Genomic DNA, 17,064 nt, shown 5'->3' on the forward strand with positions numbered 1-17,064 from the left:
TTGCATATTACACCTCCTGTGTGATGGTCGGCGCTGCGTTAATTTGCGCTGTATCGTTATTGTTCATCATGTCGTTAGCCATGCTACCCATCATCGTTACTGGTGCATCTACTTTACGCACCGATGCTGGCATTGATGGGTGAATGATACTCACCTGTCCAACTGGGTAACCGATACAGCCTTCTGCCAAATAACCGACCAGCTGTACTGGCAAGGTGATTTGTTGCTTATCGATTTCTATCGCCAAGTAATCACCAGCCACAATATTCCAGTCTTTGGCATCATCTATACCGATACGCCATGCAGCAACGGGTAGTTGCTCTGCGACGATTGGGCTGCGTGATGCCATCATTGAGCTGGCATAGATATTATGAATCGGTACCAGTTTCGCTTGGCCTTGCTGCAAGTCAGTTGTATTCGAAGACATCGCTTCTGGCGCCACATATTGACGAGTGGCTAGGCGCTCTAGCTGATCGAACAAACGCACACCTGGATCACCATTTTTCAGATGACCACCGACTTTGTCTTGATATTTGTTCCACGCTTGCGGTGAGTTCCAACCTGCTGCATTGGCAAAAGGAATCATCGAGCTTGGCGTTTCTTTACCGCTATAACCTTCCATTGAGAAAGTCAGACCAGTGTCCAAATCTTTTGGCTGCATTGGCTCGTGCACTGAGATTGGCGCACGCATAGCAGTACGACCTGAATAACGACGCGGTTGACGCGCGATTTTCAGACCCGTTATACGGTAGTCAGCATCAGGCGCAGCGCCTTTGATACCCGCAAGTTTAGGATGGGTTACGATCAACGCATTAATGACATCATCTAGCTGCGTCCAATCAACATCACGACCTTCAATGCTGCTATGCACAGCATGTATCCAGCGCCAACCTTCTTTAATACTGCTCATCGGATGGTAGTATTCGTTATCGTAAACTTGGAAGAAACGCTGCGCACGGCCTTCAGCTGATATCAATGTACCATCTGCTTCTGCAAAGCTAGCCGCTGGCAATACAATATCGACGTCTTTATGCCAATCAAGGAGCTGATGATCTAACGCGATGACCGTTTTATCAGTCAGTAGCTGCGTCAATTTATTGGCATCAATCGCATCAGTCAACTGATTTTCTGCTACCACAACCACGTCATAATCGGTGGCGAGTAGCTCTTCAACTGAGTGACCGCCAAGCATACAGACACCCATGCTATTGGCATCAGGAACCGTTAGATAGATGCCTGCTTGTGCTTGGTATTCGGCATTAACTTCTTTCAGCTCAAGGTTTTCAGCAGGTTCGCGCTCTATATCGTCCTGTACTTCTGTATCTACACCCGTTTCAGGCTTGTTCGGTTTGGCTGATAGCTCTTTATCTTCTTCAGGCTGATCATTAGCAGACTGGGCTTTGACTTTGGCATTATGAGCGTCAACTTGCTGCTGCTCAGTGGACTTTATCGCCTCACGTTTTCGGGTCAACGCTTGGGTAATCTGTGCCGCTGCTTCTATCAATGCGGTAGACGACAGGCTACTACCTGACACAACCAATGGCTTATCGGCTTGGATCAAGTCATAAGCGATTTGCTGAGCTAAGGCTTGCATACCATCAGTATCAGTATCAGTGTCTTGCTCAGCCGCTTGCGGATCTGCTATATCTGCTAAATCATCAGCGAAATTAGCAATCTCATCAGCAACCTTGAAGCCAAGCTTAGTGATGTCTTCAGGGGTCGCCACTACGCTCACTTTACTGATATCTTCTAGCTTAGTTTGCGTTACATCGATGACATAGACTGGGCTTAGCGCATCTTGAGCAATACGCTTAACAGGTTCAGCAAGCCACGGTTGCGTTTGCAGCGCCGCTGCCATTTTCAAGCCTTCATTTTTTGCCGCTTGACGTACTGACAGCGCGACACGTGATGAAGTTTGAGTGATATCTTCACCCAATACCAACACTGCATCATGCGTTTCGATATCGGTCATGCTAGGGTTATAAATGCCTTCAGTGCTAAGCACTTCGATGCATTTATTGACCAGTGCTTGCTGCTGATGATTCAGACCTGTTGAAAAGTTATCAAAGCCAACGAGATTTTTTAGCGCAAAGTTAGTCTCTAAACTGGCACGTGGTGAGCCAATCCCGATAACTTTTTTATCTTTGATACGTTTGATGGTTTCATCTAATGCATAATCAATATTGATTTTGACATGCTTATCATTGATACGTTCAAGCGCTTGGGTTGGACGATCATCACGATTGACATAGCCATAACCAAAGCGACCACGGTCACATAAGAAATAGCGGTTTACTTCGCCGTTATAGCGGTTTTCGATACGGCGCAATTCACCATATCGCTCGCCCGGTGAGATATTACAACCAGCTGAGCAACCATGACAGATGCTTGGCGCATACTGCATGTCCCATTTACGGTTGTAGCGCTCAGAGTGGGTTTTATCAGTAAACACACCCGTTGGACAGACTTCGGTTAAGTTGCCTGAAAACTCGCTTTCAAACTGACCATCTTTATCACGGCCAAAGTAAACACGATTATTTGAGCCATAAACGCCCAAATCTTCACCACCCGCATAGTCTTTATAAAAACGTACACAACGATAGCAAGCGATACAACGGTTCATTTCATGCGCGATGAACGGGCCAAGCTCTTGGTTATGATGTGTGCGTTTGGTAAAGCGATAGCGACGACGGCTGTGACCTGACATATACGTCATGTCCTGCAAATGACAATGCCCACCTTCTTCACAGGTTGGACAGTCATGTGGATGGTTGGTCATGAGTAGCTCAACCATCGACTTGCGGAATGCTTTGGCTTCATCGTCAGTGACCGAGATGTACATATCATCGCCAGGAGCGACCATACAAGACATCACAAGGCGACCGCGACCCGCTTCCATATCTTCTTTATTTTGGAATTGTTTGACCGCGCACTGACGGCACGAGCCTACTGAGCCAAGGGCTGGATGATAACAAAAATACGGCACATCAATGCCGAGTGATAAGCAGGCTTGTAGCAAGTTATCTGCGCTATCTACTTCGACAGTGGTTCCATCAATATGTATGACTGCCATGCCGCTCTCCTTATTTCACTACTGGCTGTTGGTTGGCTGCAGCATCAATAACATCGACACCAACCGCCTGCGCGATTTTTTGATCAAACTCTGGACGGAAATATTTAATCGCACTCATTAGTGGTTCCATCGCACCTGGGGCATGCGCACAGAACGTTTTACCAATCCATAAATCACGCGTCAGGCCTTCTAGTTTTTCTACATCGCCCACTTGCCCTTCACCATCATTGATGGCGGTAAGCAGCTTGACACCCCACGGTAGACCATCACGGCATGGTGTACACCAACCACATGATTCGCGCTGAAAGAAAATCTCAAGGTTACGCAGTAATGGCACCATGTCTTGTGATTCATCAACAACCATAATCAGACCAGTACCCATACGGCTACCCGCATTTTGAATGGTGTCAAAATCTACCACTACATCTAAATGCTCTGCGGTCAAAAAGTCGGTCGAGGCACCGCCCGGCAGCCATGCTTTAAGCTTTTTACCATCTTTCATACCACCCGCTAAATCTTCGATGATTTCACGAGCGGTATAGCCAAATGGTAGCTCCCACAGACCGGGATCATTGACTAAGCCTGAACACCCAAACAGTTTCGTGCCTGGCGTTTTACTTTTGCCTTTGATTTCAGATAACGACTGATACCACTCAACGCCATGATTCAAAATCGCTGGCATATTACACAAAGTCTCAACGTTGTTAACAACGGTTGGACGACCCCATGCACCAGAAATTTGTGGAAATGGTGGCTTAGTACGTGGGTTAGCACGGCGGCCTTCTAGACAATTAATTAGCGCTGTTTCTTCACCGCAGATATAACGTCCAGCGCCCGTATGCACATGCAGATTAAAACTAAAATCTGAGCCAAGAATGTTAGCGCCCAATAGATTATTGGCCAAGCACTCTTCGATAGCAGCGACCAAACGCTCAGCGGCCAAGATATACTCTCCACGGATAAAGATATAACCGTCAGTGGCGCCAATCGCATGAGCGGTAATTAGCATACCTTCGATAAGCTGAAACGGTAGACGCTCCATGAGCAAACGGTCTTTAAACGTGCCTGGCTCCATTTCATCCGCATTACAGATGAGGTAGCGCGGCAAACCATCCGGCGGCGACATAAACGACCATTTTAGACCCGCGTTAAAGCCTGCACCCCCGCGACCTCGGACATTGGCGGCTTTAATCATATTGCCGACGTCTTTAGGCGACTTAGATAGTGCTTCTTTTAGACCCGTAAAGCCTTTTAGAGATTCATAAGTAGCTAAATCAAGCACGGCATCATGATGGGCTAAACGCCAAGTCAATGGCTTGGTTTCGCTATTGGCTGTCGCTTTATCACCGTAAATTGGAACACGCTGTGCATTTAGCTGGCTTGGCGCTTGGCCTTGACCGCGACGAGCAATTTGCCCTGAAATCGTTAAACTCATGCGTATAGCTCCAATAATTGCGCGACCTCAGATGGCTGGACAGGGCCGTAAGTGTCTTCATCAATCAGTACCGCTGGCCCCTTATCACAGTTGCCCAAGCAGCAAATTGGCAACAGCGTAAAACGTCCATCAGTAGTGGTCTGACCATACTCAATACCCAGCTGTGATCTAATCTCAGCTGACAGCGCTTCGTAACCTGTCAAATAACAGGCCACAGAATCACATATGAGGATCACATGACGACCGACAGGCTGACGATATATACGGTTAAAGAAAGTCGCAACCCCATCCATGTCTGACATTGGAATATCTAAAATATTGGCAATAGCATTTGCTTGCGCATCATCGACCCAGCCGTTGCGCTTTTGCACGATTTTTAGCGCGTCTAACGAGGCAGCACGTGCTTGTGGGTAATGGTGCATAAACTCATGAATGGCAGCGATTTCATCACTGGTGAGAATGCTTTCCACATCTACTTTTGGCATTTTGTCGGAAACAATTTTCATAATCTTCTGTCTTTCCTCACTCATCCTGCTCTATCACAAGCCAATATCAGTCTGATTAAAACTGTGGTTATATTGGCAAGTGACAGCATTTTGGTGTGCCATCAGGCAATAATATATTGATGAACAAATACTTTTGAAGCAGCGGCTCTAACGATCACAATCCGCCATCACAATATCGATCGATGCCAAATACATAATGGCATCAGAAACCAGCGAGCCATTAATGACCGATGGCATCTGCTGTAAGTGCGCAAATGTGGGCGTACGAATACGGGTACGATAGCTCATCGTGGCCTTGTCTGAGGTGATGTAATAACTGTTCAGACCTTTAGTCGCCTCGACGATCGTTGTACATTCGCCCGCTGGCATCACAGGACCCCAAGATACTGAGATAAAGTGATTAATAAGCGTTTCGATATCATTTAATGTACGGTCTTTCGGCGGTGGTACGGCCAGTGGATGATCGGCTTTATAAGGGCCTTGTGGCATATTGTCCATACATTGACGAATGATACGTAATGACTGACGCATCTCTTCAACTTTGACCATACAGCGATCATAAGCGTCACCGTTGTAACCAACTGGCACTTCAAAATCGTAATTCTCATAACCCATGTATGGACGTGCTTTACGCAGATCAAAGTCAACGCCTGTCGCTCGCAGACCTGCACCAGTCACGCCCCAAGCAAGTGCTTGCTTAGCATTGTACTGAGCAACCCCTTGGGTACGGCCTTTTAGCACACTGTTTTGCAATGCCGCTTTGACATATTCGTCCAAGCGTTTTGGCATCCAATCTAAGAACTCACGAACCAGACGCTGCCAACCACGTGGCAGATCAGCAGCTGTACCGCCAATGCGGAACCAAGCGGGATGCATACGATAGCCAGTCACGGCTTCGATAACGTCATAGGCTTTTTGGCGATCGGTAAACATATAGAATACAGGGGTCATACCGCCCGCATCCTGAATGAACGTACCGACGAATAGTAAGTTATTGGTAATACGGAAGAACTCGCTCATCATCACGCGGATAGTTTCAGCGCGCGGTGGAATGGTAATTCCAGCCAACTTTTCGACCGACATGATGTACGGCAGCTCATTCATTACGCCGCCAAGATAATCAATACGGTCGGTGTATGGAATAAATGAATGCCATGTTTGACGCTCAGCCATCTTTTCTGCGCCGCGATGGTGATAGCCGATATCAGGGATACAATCGACGACTTCTTCGCCATCAAGCTGTAGCACCAAACGGAATGCACCATGAGCAGAGGGATGGTTAGGACCAATGTTCAAGAACATAAAGTCTTCATCACGACCCGAACGCTTCATGCCCCACTCTTCTGGGACGAAACGCAGGTTTTCTTGCTCGTATTGTTGCTTAGCAGTATTCAGAAAGTACGGGGTAAATTCCGTCGCACGCGCATGATACTCTTTACGCAGTGGATGACCTTCCCAGTATTTTGGTAATAAAATACGGGTCAAATGCGGATGGCCCGTAAAGACAATACCGAACATGTCCCATACTTCACGCTCATACCAGTTGGCGTTTGGCCAAATATTGGTGGCGCTCGGTACATTGACATCATCTTCGCTCAGCGCGACCTTGATACGTACATCACTATTACGCTCAAGCGACATCAAGTGATAAAACACTGTAAAGTCACTGTCAGGTAAGCCTTGGCGATGTTGGCGTAAACGCTCATCTATCGCTGACAAGTCAAATAGCATGACATACGGCTGGGGCAATTTACGCAGAAATAAGAGGACATCGAGCAAATCCGCACGCGCAACCCACACTGTTGGAATCTCATCAACAGTGTGCTGCACGACAAACTTACCGGCATATTTCTGCTCCAGCTCTTTGATAACCGCTGGGACAGGCTTAATCTTAGGATCTATGTTTTCGACTACCGTGACCATGAATGATGTATTCCTTCATTAATCATAACTGAACTATGATAAGCGCATAAAATATTGAAACGAATGCTACAAGTCTAGATGCTGTCTAGAACTTAAATACTGTCTGGACTGCGCAAGTTTTTGACAGCGATACGATCTGCCTGCTTGCGGTCACGCTCAGGCGTCATTTGCGGCTGATAGATACCCTGCTCATTGACATGGATACCCAGCGGACGACGCTCTTTAGTAATAGATTCTTGTAACAACATCAAACCCTGAATAAGCGCTTCTGGACGCGGCGGACAACCTGGTACATAGACATCAACAGGGATAATCTTATCGACGCCTTGTACGACAGAATAAATATCGTACATGCCGCCCGAGTTGGCACAGGCACCCATAGAGATAACCCATTTTGGCTCAAGCATCTGCTCATATAGGCGCTGGATGACAGGGGCCATCTTGACGAAGCAAGTACCAGCGACGATCATGACATCCGCCTGACGAGGCGAGGCACGAATAACCTCTGCCCCAAAACGTGACAAATCATGGACGGCGGTTAAGGTAGTAGCGTATTCAACATAACAGCAAGAGGTACCAAAGTTAAATGGCCAAAGTGAGTTCTTACGCCCCCAGTTTGCTGTTGAATGAACGAGGTCTTCGAGACGACCCATAAAGACGTTTTTATTTACTTCATCTTCGATAGGATCATTGACCGTTTGACTGGTCTGTGCAGGATAGGTATCTGCATCGGGGTTGGCTTTTGTTAATGTGTATTTCATAACATACAACCTTCATATTAGGCTTTGCGTGGCAATCATCTTGCTCGCGCTGTCGCCATAATTTTATTATTAATAAGTGGCTAATCATCAGCGATCATTAATACAAACAAAACTGACGCTTTCATGCTTTGCTGCTCGTTTTTGCAAACGCCCTAAGCTGAGCATCAACTGCTATTAACGTTCAGTTTTGTCCTGCTGAGCAGACGTCGCAAAATCCACAGAAGTAACGTTACCCGTGGTATTAATATGATCGATGTTTTGTAGATGACGACGATTGGTCTCAATGTTGTTTGAGACATTGATTTGACCGGATGACTGCGCGGGTACTTTACCTGTCGGATCGACCATTAGCTCATGAGCACCATCAAACTTGGTGATGTCTGCTAAGTTAAAGCCTGCAGGCGCCGCATATAAGCGTGCTTTTTTGCGTAGCTTGTCAGCAGGTGCCCAGTTCATCGCACCCAAGCTCAGCTCATAAATCAAACCGATAATTAGAATAGTGATAAACGTACCAGCGGCGGCAAAGCCAAGCCAGCCAGCCTCTCGTACTGACACAGCATAAGCGTAGAGATATAGCGCCTCTAAATCAAAAATCACAAAGAAGATTGCGACCAAATAAAATTTGGCAGACAAACGAATACGGGCGTTGCCAGATCCGACAACACCCGCTTCAAACACTTCTTCCTTTTGTGAGCCTTGAGAGCGACCGCCAAGTAAGCGCGGTACGACCAGCATAAAGACAACTAGCCCAATGGCGGCTAAGATAAAAGCAATGGCTGACCAATTAAAAGCAGACATGATAATACGTGCTCCTCACCCAATCGAGTGTTAGACACAGCGCAAGCACTGACCCACTCAGGCCATGTTGCGACAGGTATAACGCAGACGAAAACACAAAGTGACTTTATTTAAAAAGTGACTTTATTTAAGTAATTGTCACTGCACTTCAGCAACTGTCACTGTGTTTAAGTAACTGTCATTGAGTCACATGTTAGGTATTTTGCTGGTAACAACCAATTATCAAGCTTATTGACGACGATGTCAGACGTGACCAACTGTAGAGATTCCGGTATGCGCGCGGATAAAGGCTGGTCGCCCAACGCATCTTCTAACAACGTAAGATCAACGTATTAAATCAATATCATATCTGACTGCTTACTTAATTGATTTAATAGCTCATTACACGTGGTCAACAATGACGTGACAACTGGCATAAATTATTTACGTACTATACGCATATCAGTGCCTAAAAGCTAGTTTTTAACTGTATTGAACGGTCACTTTCTGTGTAAAAAAAATGTGTTTTTTTTACTATGAATTATGATATAGACCTTACCTTATTTTAACCCCAAATCCGTACTTTTGGCTACGAACAAACACTGCCACGCTATTTGTCAAAAATCAAGTGTTCGAATACCCCACTTTCATCACCCAAGTCCTCCCCCAAAGTGAGCATTTTTGCTTTATAATGACCCACCAGATTTTTATGATATGGCATCATCAAACCTTAAATTCTATTATTCTTATAATAAAGATTATTAAAATATCGCAACGATACGAATTTTGATGATGCGCGCTGCGTTTATCTATCTTTGTCATATCAGCGCTACCCTCTTTTTTGCTTTTGTCTTACAGGTCACGTTATGAGTCAACTCAATCCCAAACAACAAGAAGCCATGCTCTACGTATCTGGTCCATTACTTGTCCTTGCAGGTGCGGGCTCCGGCAAAACCTCTGTGATCACGCGTAAGATTGCTTACTTAATCCAAGAATGTGACATGCCAGCTGAGCGCATCACCGCCGTAACCTTTACCAATAAAGCGGCACGTGAGATGAAAGCGCGGGTAAGCAAACTGCTACCAAGCGAAAAAATGCGCGGGTTGACGGTGTCGACGTTTCACCAATTTGGTCTACAGTTTTTGCGATATGAGCTGATTCATACTCCGTTAAAAGGCAATTTTTCCATCATGGACAGCGATGACAGTAAGCGTTTGCTGATGGAGCTGATGATGCGCGACAACTTGAGTGGCGCTGAAAGTCGCGAGTTGGTCGGTAAAGCCATCAAAATGATTTCGGATTGGAAAAATGACTTGGTCGAGCCTGATAAGGCGATGGAAACGCTAGACGATCCAGAAGACATGATTTTTGCCACGTTATATGCGCTTTATGAGCGTAACTTGCGCGCTTATAATGCCGTCGATTTTGATGACTTGATTGTCTTGCCAACCAAGATATTGCGTGAAAATAGAGAATTGCGAGACAAATGGCAGAACCGTATTCGCTATCTATTGGTCGATGAGTATCAAGATACCAATACAGCGCAGTATGAGATGATTAAATATCTGGTTGGCCCGCAAGGTCGCTTTACTGTGGTAGGAGATGATGACCAATCTATCTATGCATGGCGCGGAGCAAAGCCTGAAAACATGGCTCTGCTAAAAGAAGATTTTCCAAAGCTGAAAATCGTTATGCTTGAGCAAAATTACCGCTCAACCACGCGTATTTTGACTTCGGCCAACGCCGTTATTCTAAATAACGAGCATTTATTCGAGAAAAAACTGTGGTCAGATAAAGGTCAAGGCGAAAAAATCCGCATCATTAACTGCCGTAATGACGATGATGAATCGGAGCGCGTGGCCAAAGAAATCGTCACTCATAAGCTGCGTTTTGGCAATGAGTGGGAACAGTATGCGGTGCTGTACCGCAGTAACTTTCAGGCACGTATGCTAGAGGCACAATTACGTCAACTGCAAGTGCCTTATAAATTATCAGGCGGTCAGTCATTCTTTGCGCGTAGTGAAATCAAAGACATCATGGGGTATTTGCGTCTGATTTTGAACCCTGAGGATGACAGTGCGTTTTTGCGTATTATCAATACACCTAAGCGCGGTATGGGACCAGCCACGCTAGAAAAACTTGGTTTGTTTGCGCAAGAGCACAGCATATCGTTACTGGCCTCTTGTACCCATGCTGGCCTGACTCATGTATTGCCGTCAAAGGCTTATGGTACGATAAAAGAGTTTGGTGAATTCATCGAGCACTATACGCGTGAGCTGGATCAACACCCAGACCCTGTGCCGATCGTACGCCAGATGATTGATGAGACAGGTTATATTGACTTTGTCCGTAGCGATGCCAAAACGCCGCAACAAGAAAAAAACCGTATTGATAATATCGATATGCTGTACACCAGTATTCAGTCCTTGATTAATCGCGCTGAAGAAGATGAAGACCGAACGATTGATACCATCATTCGTAAGCTGGTTCTGCTTGATATGCTTGAGCAACAGCAAGAAGAAGAGAACACTAACAAAGTCAACTTGATGACCTTGCATGCGGCAAAGGGCTTGGAGTTTGATTTTGTTTATATCATGGGGCTTGAGGAAGAGATGCTGCCGCATCGCAACTCTATCATGAGTGAAACGGTCGAAGAAGAGCGCCGTCTGATGTACGTGGGCATTACCCGTGCGCGTCGTGAGCTGACATTGACGCTCGCGACCCAGCGCCGTGCTGGTGGTCAGATGCGAGTTACCTCAGAATCAAGATTTTTGGATGAGCTACCTGAAGATCATATTGACTGGCCTGCCAAAGCGAAAAAGAAAAAAGCGACCAAAGACCCAGAAGCTGTTGCTGATGAATATTTGGCCAATATTCGAGCGTTACTGGGCAAGCGTTGATCTTAACCAAAACATTTAAGCACCTGAGTAATAAACACCTAAGTAAAACGCTTGCAAGAACACGCTTTAGACTGTGCAAAAAACGATTGTTATAATCGTTATTGTTCTTTATATACTGTAAAAATTTGACTGTAAAAACTTGGAACACTTATGCCTACCCCGATGCCAAATCAGGAACGAACCGCCATGCTGTCAGGAGATTATAACTCGGCTGAATATAGTGCCGAATATAAGCTTCTGTATCTGCAGGGGTTGGTTGCTGATAAAGCATACGAGGCCATTACAGAGTTTTTGGAAAAGCAGTCCGAATATGAGATTGCCAACCTACTAGAATCCTTCCCAACTCAAAACCGTCTGTTGATTTGGGCGCAGGTGCCAGAGCATATCAAAGGTGAAGTGCTTGCCGAGCTAGATGTCGATACACGCCAACCATTAATGGAGAACATTTCTTCTCAAGAAATCTCTTTGTTCACCCAAGATCTTGATGCTCAAGATATCTCTGAGATTTTGGACACTGTCACTGAGAGCGTACGTACCTCAGTCATGGCAACGCTAGACGAAGAGACGCGGGTCCAAGTCAACAAACTTGATACTTATGCTGATTGGGAAGTTGGTAGCTATATGGATCCTGATATTATTCAGATAAGGGATGATATCTATTTGGCGGATGTGCAAGAGTGGCTGCGTGAAAACGACGACCTGCTCGATGACGAGAGCCAAGAGCTGCTCGTTGTCGATCAAAGCCAGCAATTGCTAGGGCTACTGAGTCTAGTAGATTTAATTAAGCATAAACAGAATACATTAGTCTCGGAGCTGATTGATACTGCCATTACAATTAATGATCGCTTGGATATTCAAGATGCAGCCGCGATTTTTCGTTCAGAAGACATTCGTTTTGCCCCCGTCATCAATAGCCATGGTGAGCTGGTTGGTCAACTAAACGGTGAAGACATCATGGAGATTATCCAAGATGATGTCGACAGCACCATGAAAAACCTCGCTGGTGTTAGCCAAGATGAAGAACTGTTTGCCCCTATCCTGACCAGTGCTAAAAGCCGTAGCGTTTGGCTAGGTATCAATTTATGTACCGCCCTATTGGCCGCAGCAGTGATTGGACAGTTTGAAGAAGTACTAGCACAAGTCGTGGCGCTAGCGATATTGATGCCAGTAGTCGCCAGTATGGGCGGTATTGCTGGCTCGCAAACGCTGACGGTCGTTATCCGCGGGATGGCGATGGGTCAAATCGGTGGTTCTAACCGTGTCTGGCTATTAAATAAAGAGCTGTGGGTGGGCGCGATAAACGGTATCATCTGGGCAATAATTATGGCGTTTATTGCTCAGTTATGGTTTCATGATATTAAGATCAGTGCCGTCATTGGTTTTGCCATTGCGATCAACATGACTGCGGCTAATGTCTCGGGGATCAGCATACCGCTGATGCTAAAACGAATGAATATCGACCCTGCTCTATCTGCTTCGGTTATCCTAACGACCGTCACAGATATTGTCGGCTTTATGTCGTTTTTGGGATTGGCCAGCGTGCTGATACTTTAGTTAAGTACTGAATTATCAATGACTCGATCAAAATATAGAATTGCTATTTTTTTAAAACCCTAGTTCCAAGCTCGAGTTTAAAATCATAATTTAAAAATCATCAAATCGTTAAGTGAGTGTGTTATGCAAGCTGTACAAGTTAAAGTGGTAAACCCTAAAATTACTGAAGACGAAGCGTTTTCTCTACCAACTCGCGCCACCGATGGCAGTGCAGGTATTGATTTGCGTGCTTGCATCGATGAGCCATTAACGATTAAAGCAGGTGAAACCCATTTAATAGGTACAGGCCTTGCGGTTTATATCCAAGATCCTAATTATGCAGGTATGATTTTACCGCGTTCAGGTCTTGGTCATAAGCACGGTATCGTCTTGGGTAACTTAGTTGGGCTAATCGATGCCGATTATCAAGGCGAGCTGATGGTTAGTATTTGGAACCGCAGTAGCGAAGACTTTGTTCTTAATGTAGCTGAGCGTATGGCACAGTACATCGTGGTACCTGTTGCCCGTCCTGAGTTTGAAATGGTTGCAGAATTCAGTGATGAAAGCGTACGCGGTGCGGGCGGGTTTGGACACTCAGGTCGCCAATAGTAGCTATTTTGTTGGTCAATTTTTCTGACAACTTTTTAGATAGCGTTTAAGGTTTTCATTAAGCTATATCTAACACCTTGTGCTATTCGTTTTTATTTATCATTGAACATCTATCACGGTTATAAGGAGAGTAAGCAATGCCACCTTTTGCGGCGCAGCAATCCTTATTCCGTGCTTATGATATTCGTGGTGCCAACCAGTATTTTACTAGCAGTTTTATACAAGCGTTAGGCGATGCTTTTGCTATTCTCTATAATGCGCAAAATAGCCAACCGACTCAAGACATCAATGCTAATGCCACTGTTGAGACTAAGCAGAATGTTGTCGTTGTTGGTTATGATATGCGTATTGGCAGTGAGGCCATTGCATCCACACTTTCTACTGTACTAGCTCAGCATGGTTTACGCGTAATTCAATTAGGTCTGGTTACCACGCCGATGATGGCATTCTGGGCAGCGCAATATCAAGGTCATGGCATTGTTGTAACAGCTAGCCATTCTGCTAAGGACATACTAGGCATCAAATGGTTGGTGAATAACAAGTCCCCTAGTAGTTCAGAGATACAGACGCTCTATCATCAGCTCACCGCCCATCATGGTCATCACACCTACCCCGGTGGTCAAGCCAACAGTTCTGTCTTGCATTTAGGAAGTTTTAATCGTAATCATGATTCAGAATTACCAATTGATTTGCTTGAGAAACTACCTACTAATCAAGTAGGTAATGTATATATCGATGCTATTGCGCAGGTATTTGAACAGTTATTTCAGCATAATCACTCGGCAACTGCAGCCAATCAGAAAAGCGCTTATAAACTTGATTTGGTCATAGTTATTGACTGTATGCATGGCGCAACTGGGAGCATTGCTCAGCGCCTGTTTGAACGTTTTTGCCAACAGGTCATTTTTCTCAATGACACACCTAATGGTAATTTCCCCCTTGGTAATCCAGACCCCACCGAACCAAACCGCTTAAACGAATTGCAACGAGCCGTTATTTCGAATGCAGCAGATATAGGCTTGGCATTTGATGGCGATGGCGATCGTTTGATGATCGTTGATAACAACGGCAAGATAGTTACGCCCGATCATTTGCTCTACCTATTGGCACGTATTGCTATTACTGAACACCCTAACTCTCTTAGCGACTCTTTATTAGCATCTGAAGTTCTTTTCGATATTAAGTGCGCCCATCATTTGCCAAGACTGTTATCTGAGCTTGGTACTACACCTGTGATTAGCAAGACTGGCAGCAGCTTTATGCGCCAGCAGGTGCAGCATCCTGACAATCAGATTGTCTTCGCTGGTGAATTATCAGGGCATTTCATCTTTAATGACAGCCGCTTTATCCCTTATGATGATGCGATGTATGCTGCATTACGGTTGCTGCATTGGCTTGGCCAAACTCATAATGATACTAATGATAAAAAACCGCTAGCAGATATCATCCAAAGCTTACCCACTATAGTCAGTACTGCTGACCATTACTTACCGATGCCGCAGACCGCTACTACCGACTGCTCACTTGTAGAGCAATTAACGAGATTTTGTCATTACTTGCAGTATCTAGTAGATATGTCTACTCATACTGATTCTTCATCTAATCAGCAATTAAAAGATACTTGCCTGCCTGCCACAACATGCAAGTCATCAGTGTGTACTTGCGCTACTGCGAAGGCGCAAATAGCATTAAAACAGACGTATGAGTTATTACCTGTAGGAACCAAGCTGAGCTGTATCGATGGTGTACGCTTGGACTTTGCGCATGGCTTTGGCGTACTGCGTCAATCAAATACCAGCAATAGCCTGACCGCGCGCTTTGCGGGTGACAGTATAGATGACCTAAAAGACATTCAGGCGACATTTGCCGCTTTATGTCGACCATTTAACGCAGCTTTGGCAGAACAGATTCTTGCTATTCCTGCGGAGTAGTCTCATAAAACACATAACTGTCTCATTAGACATAGTAGAAAAACAACCAATTTAAAACCGGCCCTTAGGAGTTTGTTATGACGCTTAATTTAGATGATGCCAAAAACACCGCTGAAGTATTGACCACTGCTCTGCCCTATATCCAGCGTTTTGTTGATAAACTCATCGTCGTAAAATACGGCGGCAACGCCATGACCGACCCTGAGCTTGAGAGCTCATTTGCTCGCGATATTGTTTTGTTAAAAACCGTCGGTATGCATCCAGTAGTCGTACATGGTGGTGGCCCGCAAGTTGACAACCTCCTAAAAGAGCTCGGCCGTCAATCAGACCGTATCGATGGCATGCGTGTCACTGACAAAAGCACCATGGATATCGTAGAAATGGTCTTGGGCGGTAGCGTTAACAAATCGATTGTTAGCTTGATTAACAAACATGGCGGGCGCGCGATTGGTCTTACAGGTAAAGATGCCAACTTGATTCAAGCAAAAAAACTGATGATGGAAAAAATTGGCGCAGACGGTATCGCTGTACCAGTTGATTTAGGATTCGTCGGTGATGTGGTCAGCGTCAATAAAGACGTGATCAATATGTTGATTGCCTCTGATTTTATCCCTGTAATCGCGCCACTTGGCGTTGACGCTGAAGGCAATACCTATAATATCAATGCGGATCTCGTTGCGGGCAAAGTAGCAGAGTTTTTACAAGCAGAGAAACTGATGCTATTAACCAATATCAAAGGTGTATTGGGCCGTGATGGCGAAGTGGTCACTGGGCTAACACCCAAGAAAGTCGATAGCTTAATCGAAGATGGCACTATCTCAGGCGGCATGATTCCTAAAATTCAATGTGCACTTGATGCGGTACGTAGTGGCGTCAAAAGTGCGGTAATCGTTGATGGCCGTGTCCCTCATGCGACTTTGCTTGAGATTTTCACTAACGAAGGGGTTGGTACACTTATCAGTCGAGAAATAGACTCATCATTAAGCTAGCAAAATCCAGCAATACTAAATGTAAAAAAGCCCGAGTGAATATAAATGCTCGGGCTTTCTTATGTATTTTTATACTTAACAAATAAGCCTAGCTTAATTTTTATAGCTCAATGTTACGAAAAAACTTTATAAAACTCCGCTTCATCGAAGCCGCATAGTAATACTGCTTGATCTTTATCTGCCAACTGACCTTCTACAATTGGACGTTTAATCATGCTGGGATTTTCCACGAGTAAATCTATCGCGGTGTCCACACTAGCATCAGCCGCTTGCTTTTGACTGTCGTCTAGCTTGCGCCATGTTGTACCACGCTTATTAAGTACTTTTTCGATACCTAGCTCATTTACCCAGCGCTGTACTGTATCTTTCTCAATACCTTGTTTCTTATAATCGTGAAAATCGTAGCTGACACCTAGATCGTTTAGCTTAGTAAACGATTTTTTCATCGTGCTGCATGATTTGATACCGTAAATGGTGATGGTCATAGTGATTCCTCATAAATATTCATTAATTTGTCTATTATACCTAAGGCTGACTAGATATAGAGAATGCATTACTTTTAATCGTCAAACCTATTAAGCAACTGCATCATATCGTCGCAATTTTCGCCAAATTACGCTATGCTAT

Annotated in this window: 12 protein-coding genes; 5 read left to right on the forward strand and 7 right to left on the reverse strand. The window is 45.0% G+C overall.

Features of this window, described 5'->3' with window-relative positions; all coding sequences use genetic code 11:
* Positions 1 to 7: 7 nt before the first annotated feature.
* From nuoG to ndhC, 6 genes are all read right to left on the reverse strand, one after another.
* On the reverse strand, positions 8 to 3,073 hold the full coding sequence (gene nuoG / locus CXF61_RS05555) for an NADH-quinone oxidoreductase subunit NuoG (protein ID WP_165597463.1): 3,066 nt from the start codon (positions 3,071 to 3,073) through the stop codon (positions 8 to 10).
* Positions 3,074 to 3,083: 10 nt separating this feature from the next.
* Complete coding sequence (gene nuoF / locus CXF61_RS05560; protein WP_165597464.1) at positions 3,084 to 4,508, reverse strand: NADH-quinone oxidoreductase subunit NuoF; 1,425 nt, start codon at positions 4,506 to 4,508, stop codon at positions 3,084 to 3,086.
* A complete protein-coding gene (gene nuoE, locus CXF61_RS05565; RefSeq protein WP_165597465.1) occupies positions 4,505 to 5,014 on the reverse strand; it encodes an NADH-quinone oxidoreductase subunit NuoE in 510 nt (169 codons plus the stop codon). The genes nuoF and nuoE overlap by 4 nt, the downstream gene beginning before the upstream one ends.
* 147 nt (positions 5,015 to 5,161) lie before the next feature.
* Positions 5,162 to 6,937: an NADH-quinone oxidoreductase subunit C/D gene (gene nuoC, locus CXF61_RS05570; protein WP_102092975.1), complete on the reverse strand. Its 1,776-nt coding sequence runs from the start codon at positions 6,935 to 6,937 to the stop codon at positions 5,162 to 5,164.
* 92 nt (positions 6,938 to 7,029) lie between these two features.
* A complete protein-coding gene (locus tag CXF61_RS05575; RefSeq protein WP_101206265.1) occupies positions 7,030 to 7,698 on the reverse strand; it encodes a NuoB/complex I 20 kDa subunit family protein in 669 nt (222 codons plus the stop codon).
* A 174-nt stretch (positions 7,699 to 7,872) separates the two neighbouring features.
* The gene (ndhC, locus tag CXF61_RS05580; protein ID WP_102091044.1) at positions 7,873 to 8,496 is read right to left on the reverse strand and encodes an NADH-quinone oxidoreductase subunit A; all 624 of its coding nucleotides are present in this window, start codon (positions 8,494 to 8,496) and stop codon (positions 7,873 to 7,875) included.
* A gap of 845 nt (positions 8,497 to 9,341) precedes the next feature.
* Between ndhC and CXF61_RS05585 the strand changes: the two genes are divergently transcribed.
* From CXF61_RS05585 to argB, 5 genes are all read left to right on the forward strand, one after another.
* Positions 9,342 to 11,375, forward strand: a complete 2,034-nt coding sequence (locus CXF61_RS05585) for a UvrD-helicase domain-containing protein (protein ID WP_114700718.1) — start codon at positions 9,342 to 9,344, stop codon at positions 11,373 to 11,375.
* Between the two features lie 150 nt (positions 11,376 to 11,525).
* Positions 11,526 to 12,929 carry a magnesium transporter gene (mgtE, locus tag CXF61_RS05590; protein ID WP_165597466.1) on the forward strand — a complete coding sequence of 468 codons (1,404 nt, stop codon included), beginning with the start codon at positions 11,526 to 11,528 and terminating at the stop codon, positions 12,927 to 12,929.
* Positions 12,930 to 13,052: 123 nt separating this feature from the next.
* Positions 13,053 to 13,517, forward strand: coding sequence for a dUTP diphosphatase (gene dut, locus CXF61_RS05595; RefSeq protein WP_165597467.1), 465 nt, complete (start codon positions 13,053 to 13,055; stop codon positions 13,515 to 13,517).
* 137 nt (positions 13,518 to 13,654) lie between these two features.
* On the forward strand, positions 13,655 to 15,448 hold the full coding sequence (locus CXF61_RS05600) for a phosphohexomutase domain-containing protein (protein ID WP_165597468.1): 1,794 nt from the start codon (positions 13,655 to 13,657) through the stop codon (positions 15,446 to 15,448).
* A 77-nt stretch (positions 15,449 to 15,525) separates the two neighbouring features.
* Positions 15,526 to 16,437: an acetylglutamate kinase gene (gene argB, locus CXF61_RS05605; protein ID WP_057758912.1), complete on the forward strand. Its 912-nt coding sequence runs from the start codon at positions 15,526 to 15,528 to the stop codon at positions 16,435 to 16,437.
* A gap of 113 nt (positions 16,438 to 16,550) precedes the next feature.
* Here argB and CXF61_RS05610 read toward each other — a convergent pair whose 3' ends face one another.
* The gene (locus tag CXF61_RS05610) at positions 16,551 to 16,922 is read right to left on the reverse strand and encodes an arsenate reductase (protein ID WP_165597469.1); all 372 of its coding nucleotides are present in this window, start codon (positions 16,920 to 16,922) and stop codon (positions 16,551 to 16,553) included.
* Positions 16,923 to 17,064 lie beyond the last annotated feature (142 nt).

Origin of the sequence: Psychrobacter sp. 4Dc (genome assembly GCF_002836715.1) — a bacterium.
Classification (GTDB): Bacteria; Pseudomonadota; Gammaproteobacteria; order Pseudomonadales; family Moraxellaceae; genus Psychrobacter.